The sequence below is a fragment of the uncultured Gimesia sp. genome (assembly GCF_937919775.1).
Taxonomy (GTDB): domain Bacteria; phylum Planctomycetota; class Planctomycetia; order Planctomycetales; family Planctomycetaceae; genus Gimesia.
The window spans coordinates 1-7,639 of record NZ_CALFPF010000754.1 but is presented as its reverse complement, the minus strand read 5'-3'; the positions used below and the strand labels follow the sequence as shown (position 1 = coordinate 7,639).

7 protein-coding genes are annotated in these 7,639 nt (G+C 53.1%); 5 read left to right on the top strand and 2 right to left on the bottom strand.

Annotation, left to right across the window (positions count from 1 at the left end):
• The 5 genes from Q0294_RS21385 to Q0294_RS21365 all read left to right on the top strand — a co-directional run.
• Positions 1-129: H-X9-DG-CTERM domain-containing protein (locus tag Q0294_RS21385; protein WP_299469506.1), on the top strand; the 129-nt coding region annotated here is incomplete at its 5' end.
• 85 nt (positions 130-214) lie between these two features.
• Positions 215-628, top strand: coding sequence for an MBG domain-containing protein (locus Q0294_RS21380; protein WP_299469504.1), 414 nt, complete (start codon positions 215-217; stop codon positions 626-628).
• Between the two features lie 31 nt (positions 629-659).
• The gene (locus Q0294_RS21375; RefSeq protein ID WP_299469502.1) at positions 660-1,790 is read left to right on the top strand and encodes a sialidase family protein; all 1,131 of its coding nucleotides are present in this window, start codon (positions 660-662) and stop codon (positions 1,788-1,790) included.
• Positions 1,791-1,876: 86 nt separating this feature from the next.
• The gene (locus Q0294_RS21370; protein ID WP_299469500.1) at positions 1,877-4,900 is read left to right on the top strand and encodes a PQQ-binding-like beta-propeller repeat protein; all 3,024 of its coding nucleotides are present in this window, start codon (positions 1,877-1,879) and stop codon (positions 4,898-4,900) included.
• A gap of 172 nt (positions 4,901-5,072) precedes the next feature.
• Positions 5,073-5,960 (top strand): hypothetical protein, encoded by an 888-nt coding sequence (locus tag Q0294_RS21365; RefSeq protein ID WP_299469498.1) that lies wholly within the window; start codon positions 5,073-5,075, stop codon positions 5,958-5,960.
• Positions 5,961-6,032: 72 nt separating this feature from the next.
• On the opposite strand, the gene Q0294_RS21360 is transcribed toward Q0294_RS21365, so the two are convergent.
• Together Q0294_RS21360 and Q0294_RS21355 are read right to left on the bottom strand one after the other, a co-directional pair.
• Positions 6,033-6,410, bottom strand: a complete 378-nt coding sequence (locus tag Q0294_RS21360) for a hypothetical protein (RefSeq protein WP_299469496.1) — start codon at positions 6,408-6,410, stop codon at positions 6,033-6,035.
• Positions 6,411-6,503: 93 nt separating this feature from the next.
• Positions 6,504-7,481, bottom strand: coding sequence for a DUF1559 domain-containing protein (locus Q0294_RS21355; RefSeq protein ID WP_299469494.1), 978 nt, complete (start codon positions 7,479-7,481; stop codon positions 6,504-6,506).
• Between the last annotated feature and the right edge of the window lie 158 nt (positions 7,482-7,639).

Genomic DNA, 7,639 nt, shown 5'->3' with positions numbered 1-7,639 from the left:
TATCACACAGGGGGCTGTCATTTTCTGATGGGAGATGGAGCCGTCCGGTTCATTTCAGAAAATATTGATCTGGGAACATTGCAGGATCTCACAACACGCGCCGGTGCAGAAGTGGTCGGCGAGTTTTAAGCGCAGCTCCTCACCTCCGAGTCTGTTCTGTCAAATGTATTATCATTTTTAACATAAATTGATCCTCTTTCTCTGGTCCCCGCAAATGAATGGCAAATTATTTCTCGGCATTTTCTGCCTGCTTTTAATTGGATGCAGCCAGGCTGCTGACGACTCATCGTTGACTTCCGTCAGTGGCAAAGTCACTTACCAGGGAGAACCGGTTCGCGACGGCGTGATTCGCCTGTCCCCCGCCGCAGGCAGTCAGGCGCCGGCGAGGACCACCCAGATCAAAGCCGGCCAATACCAGTTCGCCGAACGGACCGCTGTGAAAGCCGGCACCTATCAGGTCGAGATCAATGCATTTCGGGGCGGGTCCGGCCTGCCGGGAGACAGGACCGAAGATTCACCGGAACGGGAACAGTTTCTTCCGGAACAGTTCAACACGAAAACCGAAATCGAAGCGTTCACCGTCAAACCGGGCGCCAGCGAAATTCAACAAGATTTTGACCTCAAGTAAAGAAAAACGACTCATGATCAGGAACTCCGAGATGATCAAACTGCGTACTGCTTGTATGACATTGATGGTATTTTTCGCCGGTCAGCATCTGATGATCAGCCACAGCGATGCCGAATCACGATTGATCGCCAAATCCACAAAAGAACTGCCGCGGCATGGCGAAGGTGCTTTACTCACACTCGACAACGGGCGATTACTTGTCGTTTACACGCAATGGTACGGCGCCACCGGAAGCGATCATGATCCCGCGCGGCTGGTCGAAATCCATTCGGACGATGCCGGCAAAACCTGGTCTGAGCCGAAAACCGTTCAGGAAAACATCGGCAAGATGAATGTGATGTCTGCCAGTCTGGTGAAGACGGCCAGCGGGAAGATCCTGCTGACTTACATCCGCATCGACAGCAACCGCTTCGCCAATTTATGGTACAAAGAATCAACCGATGAAGGTAAAACCTGGAGTGAACCCAAGCAACTCTCTCATGGTAAAGAGGGAGTAATTTTCACGGTCAACTCAGCAGCCATCCGTTTGAAATCCGGACGCATCCTGCTGGCAACCTTTGGTTCTCCCAGCGCCTGGCAGAAAGACGAACACTTTGTCTCGTTCAGTTATTATTCCGACGATGAAGGAGAGACCTGGCATCGATCAACAAATGAAGTGGACTGCCCTTTGCGCGGCGCGATGGAACCGGAAATTGAACAACTCAACGATGGGCGCATCCTGATGCTCATTCGCACGCAGACAACCCGCATGTATCGCGCCTACAGCAGTGATGGAGGGGAAACCTGGGGTCCTGCTGAGAAAACGGACATTGTTCATCCCGAAGCGCCCATGCTGTTGCAGCGAGCGCCAGGAAAAGACGCGCCGCTGATTCTGATCTGGAACAATGCAGTCGTTCCCGGAGCCGGCCATCAGGGGCCACGCACGCCGCTAACCCTCGGGCTTTCCTACGATGAGGGCAAAACCTGGGAGAACCTGACCAAAATCGAAGATGATCCCAAAGGCTCTTACTGTTATGCCAGCATGGATTTTCGAGATGATTCGCTGCATCTGGTGTATTATGGTCCCGGGGGACTGCGTTATCAGGAAATTCCCTTGAAGAAACTATTGCAAAAAAACAGTGCTCCAGAACCGGCTGAGCCTTCTTCGAAATCGGGCAAATAGACGTCTGTTGTCAATGACAAGCCCCTCCAGAGGGATTACCATTAAATAAGTTAGACGGTGATCACCAGACACTCAGAGGGCGCTCCATGAAATACCTGCCGGCTTTTCTGTTCCTGTTTACAATTACGCTTGCACCCTGCACTGCTCTGGCAGACTGGCCGCAATTTCGGGGAGATGCTGCGCGCACCGGCTACACCAAAGATCCCCTGCCCAACCGCATGGAACGGAAGTGGACGTTTCGAACAAAACACGCTCCCACACCCGCCTGGCCGACGCACACCCGCATCAAATTTGACGAGGTCTTTCAGCCAATCATCGTGGAGCAGACGGTGCTGTTCGGCAGTTCGACCGATGACCAGCTTTATGCCCTCGATCTAAAAACGGGAGAACTGAAATGGAAATTCTTCACCGAAGGACCGATCCGTTTTGCACCGGCGGCCTGGAAAGACCGCGTGTTCGTCGCCAGTGATGACGGTTGTCTTTACGCATTATCGATCAAAGACGGTTCCCTGCTCTGGAAAAAACAGGGGGGACCGCAACACAAATTTATCATGGGCAACGACCGGCTCATCTCTCACTGGCCTTCACGCGGCGGCCCGGCAGTGGTCGGCGATCAGGTCTATTTCGCCGCCGGCGTCTGGCCTTCGGATGGCGTTTATCTGTATGCCCTCAATGCAGAAACCGGAGACGTGATCTGGCACAATCAGAATTCCGGTCAACTGCTGATGAATCAACCGCATGGCGGCGCGAGTGCGAAAAGCGGCGTCTCTGCTCAGGGTTATCTGGCTGCCAGCGAAGACCAGATCTTCATGCCCACCGGACGCGCAGTTCCCGCAGCCTTCGAACGGGCGACCGGCGTTTTTCAATATTATCACCTGCAGAAAAATCAGCAGCGCGGCGGTTCCGATGTGGTGCTGGCTGATCGCTTTTTCTGTAACGCAGGTTGTCTCTACGATCAGACAAACGGCGATCTGACGCAACAAACGGGAACCGGCCCGATGGCAGTCACATCAAAGGGCATCCTGCGCGGCGATGGTCAGTCTCTGATTTACAGCGAATGGTCCGACACAGCCACCCGCGATCGCAAAGGGCAACCGATTTCCGTCAGGCAGTTGAAAGAAAAACGCATTATCCCACTGGATTACCAGATCACGGATGTCATCATCGCCGGCGATGACGCGTATTGCGGCTCTCACAACAAAGTTACCGGCGTCGATTATAAAGCGCAAGCCAACTCCTGGTGGTCGCATGAAATCGAAGGGACCGTCCGCGGCCTGGCGGCCTCCGATGAATGTCTCGTCGCCAGTACCGATGAAGGTGTCATCTGCTGTTTTGCAAATGAAGCAGCCAAAGAAACAGACGCGATGCCACCAGTCGACCAGAAAACGCCGCCTGCTGTGAACCCTGTTTATCAGGCGGCCGCGAAAGCGATCTGTGACAAAACCGATGTCAAAACCGGCATCTGCATCGACCTCGGTGCTGACAACGCACAACTCGCATTGGAACTGGCCCGGCAGTCGGATTTTCAGATTTATGTCGTGATGCACGACGCAGAGAAAGCAGCCACAGCGCGTCAATTGCTGGATGAGGCGGGCGTGTATGGTTCGCGCGTCGCCGTGCATGTGGCTGATCCGGAACAGTCCCCCTATTCCAAAAACTTTGCGAATCTGGTGATCTGCTCGGCTTCGCTGGAACGCGACATGAGTCCGGCTTTGTTGCAGGAAGCACGCCGCATCCAGCGTCCTTATGGCGGTCAGTTTTGCTGGGGACCAGTCAAGAAAATGCAGGTGGAAACCAAAGCCGACCTGCAAGGGGCCGGCAGCTGGACGCACCAGTATTCCAGTGCGACGAACACGGTCAATTCCGATGATGAAATCGTCAAAGGGCCGCTCAAAATGTACTGGTATCGTGACGTGGATTTCCAGATTCCCAATCGTCACGGCCAGGGCCCCGCGCCACTGGTGAACCGGGGCGTGATGGTCGTCGGCGGCCTGCATGGCTTATGCGGAATCGACGCCTACAACGGGCATACACTCTGGAAATATCAGTTGAAGAATAATCTCACCGATATGAATGGCATTCATCATGATCTCAGCACTGCTGAAGTCGGCAGCAATTTTTGTCTGGGCGGCGATTATGCGTTTGTCAGCAAAGATGAAGTTTGTCACCAGATCGATTTGAAAACCGGCAAACTGGTGCGGAAGATGTCCACGCCAGTCAGCCGCGACGATCCGAATCAGAACTGGGGTTATCTCGGTTATCATGATGGCGTGGTGTATGGCACCGTCAGTAACGACGCGCATTATACAAGCCCCCGCTACAAAGGCCTGAAGCTGCGGAATGAATCGGTGCTGTTTTTTGCGATGGATGCGAACACGGGCGAACTGCTCTGGACGTATCAGCCGGAATATTCCATCCGCAACAATGCGATTACCATTGGCAATAACAGCGTCTATCTGGTCGACCGGGAAATCGCCAAAGCCGACCACATTAAAGAAGCACGGCGGAACGGACGCCCTAATCCCCCCTCTCCGGAAGACGCGTTGCGTAAAGGAAAACTGAAGTCCTTCCAGGCCAAAACCGGCAAAGATCTCTGGCACGACGATCAGGAAGTCTTCGGGACACAGCTGGCGGTTTCCGAAGAAAACGAGATCCTGCTGATGTTTTATCAGGGAATCCGGCATAACTTTTTCCAGCTCCCCTCCGAAGTTGGCGGGCGCATGGCGGCCGTCGATGCGAAAACCGGCAAGCGGATCTGGGACATCAAAGCCGAGTATCAGTCGCACCCCGTCATCAACGGCGACAAGATCTATGCCCAGGGGGGCGCCTGGGATCTGAAGACAGGCAGCCCCCTCGATTTCCAATTCGACCGCTCCTACGGCTGCGGACAGATCTCTGCCAGTAAACACATGATGGTTTTTCGCTCGGCGACACTCGGTTATGTCGATCTGACTCGCAAAGCCGGCGTCGAAAACTTCGGTGGCATCCGCCTGGGCTGTTACATCAACGCCATCCCCGCCGGCGGTCTGGTGCTGGTTCCCGATGGTTCATCGCAATGCAACTGCTCGTATCAGATGCAGGCCTGGTTTGCTCTGGAAGGGAGTGAGTGATCGAGACCATCATTTTTCTCGATAGATTCTCAAAATATCTGGTAGTGATACCATAATACGTGCGTTACGTTCCCTGACGGGTTATTTTTCTGTGAAACTGCCGAAAACAAGCGGAATTCATGGAACCGTGATTAATGGGCCCTCAGATATCCTCAATGGGAGATCAAAACGGATGAAAAAGTGGATCGCGTTCCTTGCCATCGCCGGGTTAATCACAACCGCCGGGTTCATCACAACCAGTGTCTCCTCGCAACAACCGCGGGGTGAGCGGGATCAGCGCCGACCAGGTCCACCACCGCCGGACCCGATCCTCATGCTGTTTGACACCGACCGGGATGGCGAAATTTCGCAACAGGAAATCGAACAGGCGGCCGCGGTTCTGAAAAAGCTGGATCGGGACGAGAACGGCAAACTGACACACCATGAACTGCCGCGTCCTCCTCGACCGGGAGACGAGCATGGACACAGACCCAGAGACGAGCATCACAGGCACCCGGAAGACAACCGTCCGCCTCGTCCAGGAGAGGAACCAATGCGAGATCGAGAACCACAGACACCGGTTTCAGAAAACGCCCCTGCGGGCTCAGCGATCTTCAGCGGAGGTTACGAAACGGATCCGCGCGATCACGGGCGGCCGGTCACACTCATCGCCGCAGCGCTCGGCGTCGAGTCACAAGTCTTCCGTGATGCCTTCAGCAATGTGAAACCCGCGCGGAATGGAGCACCCACGGAAGCCAGAGCCCGCGCCAACAAAAAAGTCCTGCTGGATGCACTGGGCAAACATGGCGTCACCAACGACCGCCTGGATGAAGTCTCGAATTATTACCGCTACCAGCCAGGCAGAGGAGAACTCTGGAAACACACTCCCGCCAGCGCGATGGCCATCATCCAAGACGGAAAAGTCACCGGATTCAAGATCACCAACCCGGGTTCCGGCTACATGACGCCCCCCACGGTGACAGTCGCCGGACACGACGAGATTCAGGTGAAAGCCACGTTGGAATTCGGTAAGGATTTTCGCAACAACGGCAGTCTCAAATCACTGACCATTGTGGAATGAGAGTTTCAGACGGTTATCGCATGTAAAATGACAACATGCGATAACCGTAAAACCAGATATCGAGAATCGTAGTTACGAACCAGCAGACAGAGCAGCCGCTTTTTGTTTGAGCACATCCAGTTGCGCCTGGATTTTGTCCTTGGATGCCGAACTCTGATAGAGCGACTGCAGTTCTTTGGCAGCGTCTCTTAATTCAATGTAAGGCCCCTGATACTGACTGGCATACGCTTCCAGAGACTCCATCAGAATCGAGAGTTCCTGGGCCGCTCCTTTGGGGTTTTTCGTGGCGGAGGCGATAAACGCTTCGATGGATTTTTGTGCCACTTCGCTTTTCTGCGTTTCCGATGGCGGCGGCGCGGAAGGACCACCACAACCTGTCAGAGTAGTTGTTAATAACATCAATGCCGCACAGCAAACCAGCCGTTTAACAGACGCGATTCGACTTTTCATCTTTTTGTGCCCTTGTGTCCTGGAGTAAAAAAGCAGCTCCAATAAAAGATTGGAGCTGCCAATTCTTATGAACGAGATGCGTTCATTTTCAACTTAAAACTCGCCGATCACGTTACCATCGGAAATTGCCATCAGATTCAGGTAAGTGGTCTGATCAATATTTTCCGAGATGAAACGCACAGCACCATCGGTCAGCGCCACATGCACGCCACCGACATGAAAACTGCGTGCTGCCTGTCCTGATCCAGCACCTGTCAGATCAGGATTATTACGTCTGTTGAAATCCTTGTTTGAAGTGTCGTTGGAAGCATAAGGGGTGCCGTCATAAACCTGATTAGTATTGGGCGTCAATATACCAGCTGACGTTCTTCCGCTGAATAACGCTCCGGTGCACCAGCCCCAGGCACCTTTGTCATCGCCGGTATTGGTGCCGGTTACGATTTCACCCAGCATAATGGTATTGGAAGTTCCATCAGTAATATCGCGTATCTTGGCACCATTCTGCGCAATCGCGCTGAAGATCCCTCTGCGTGCGTTATTATTGTAATCGGCAATGGTCAATGTCGAACCCGCACCGACGGATCCTGCATACGTGATTTTTGAGAAATTGCCATCTACGGGCTGGGTTAATAAATATTGATCCACGCCTGGTTGAGAGGGACAACGTAAGATCGGAATTTTAGCCTGGAGAACACTATTCGACGTATTGGAATTTGCGCCTTGTGCAGGTAACAACATATTGTATTGGTTGTACAACGGGGCCTGATCCATAAAGGGGAGCACTTGAACTACCCAGGTCGTTCCCCAACTGACATTACGGCCATCTGTAGGAGCAGTACCGACTCCGTACCACACAGCTCCTGGAGGAAACGTGCGGTGTGTGTCATGGTAATTATGTAAAGCCAACCCGATCTGTTTCAGGCTGTTTTTACAGGTGCTGCGACGGGCTGCTTCACGTGCCTGTTGCACGGCCGGCAGTAACAGTGCAATCAGAATCGCAATGATGGCAATCACCACCAGCAATTCGATCAGCGTAAAGCCTCGATTTTTGTGGATGTTATTCGATCGCATGAATTAATTCCCTATAAAATGTGTATCAATCGAAAGCGGCCCCAAAACAAAACTGGTCCTGAAAAAAACACGACCATAAATATGCTTCTCATAGATAAAGAAGCAGGGCCCTGAGAATGGCTTACAAACCTGAGGAGAAAAACCAACACACGCGTGTT

Bases quoted from the DNA above. Each gene is read 5' to 3' on its own strand.
- Q0294_RS21370 (WP_299469500.1), top strand. From the start codon at position 1,877: ATGAAATACCTGCCGGCTTTTCTGTTCCTGTTTACAATTACGCTTGCA.
- Q0294_RS21360 (WP_299469496.1), bottom strand. From the start codon at position 6,410: ATGAAAAGTCGAATCGCGTCTGTTAAACGGCTGGTTTGCTGTGCGGCA.
- Q0294_RS21355 (WP_299469494.1), bottom strand. From the start codon at position 7,481: ATGCGATCGAATAACATCCACAAAAATCGAGGCTTTACGCTGATCGAA.
- Q0294_RS21380 (WP_299469504.1), top strand. From the start codon at position 215: ATGAATGGCAAATTATTTCTCGGCATTTTCTGCCTGCTTTTAATTGGA.
- Q0294_RS21375 (WP_299469502.1), top strand. From the start codon at position 660: ATGATCAAACTGCGTACTGCTTGTATGACATTGATGGTATTTTTCGCC.
- Q0294_RS21365 (WP_299469498.1), top strand. From the start codon at position 5,073: ATGAAAAAGTGGATCGCGTTCCTTGCCATCGCCGGGTTAATCACAACC.